This window comes from Desulfurellaceae bacterium, assembly GCA_021296095.1.
GTDB lineage: Bacteria > Desulfobacterota > Binatia > Bin18 > Bin18 > JAAXHF01.
This window is the reverse complement of the sequence record JAGWBB010000064.1, coordinates 1-320: the sequence shown is the minus strand read 5'-3', so window position 1 is coordinate 320 and position 320 is coordinate 1. Positions and strand designations below refer to the sequence as shown.

At 66.2% G+C, this 320-nt stretch carries 1 protein-coding gene; it reads right to left on the bottom strand.

Going from position 1 to position 320, the window contains the following annotated elements; genetic code table 11:
• Positions 1-320 (bottom strand): glutamate mutase L (locus J4F42_15180; protein MCE2486856.1); only part of this gene is annotated, 320 nt, incomplete at both ends.

Genomic DNA, 320 nt, shown 5'->3' with positions numbered 1-320 from the left:
CCAGCAGGATCATATCCGGGCGCAGACGGCGGATGCGTTCGATCTTCTCATAGCCGGGCCGCCCATCGTTGGAGGCCAGACTGTCCATCACAATCGCCCCGGCACCCAGGGCGCAGCGCTGGGCGCTCTCGGCACTCATGGTTGTGACCACGCCGGCGACCATCAGCTGGAGACCGCCCCCGGCGCTGCTGGTCGAGACATAGATATCGACCCCGGTCTCGGCCCGGGCCGGGGTGAGAATGCGCTCGCCGTCGAGGATCGTCCGGCCGGACAAGTCTTCGACTTCCTGAATGGCGTTCAAGACCCCACGGGTGACATCC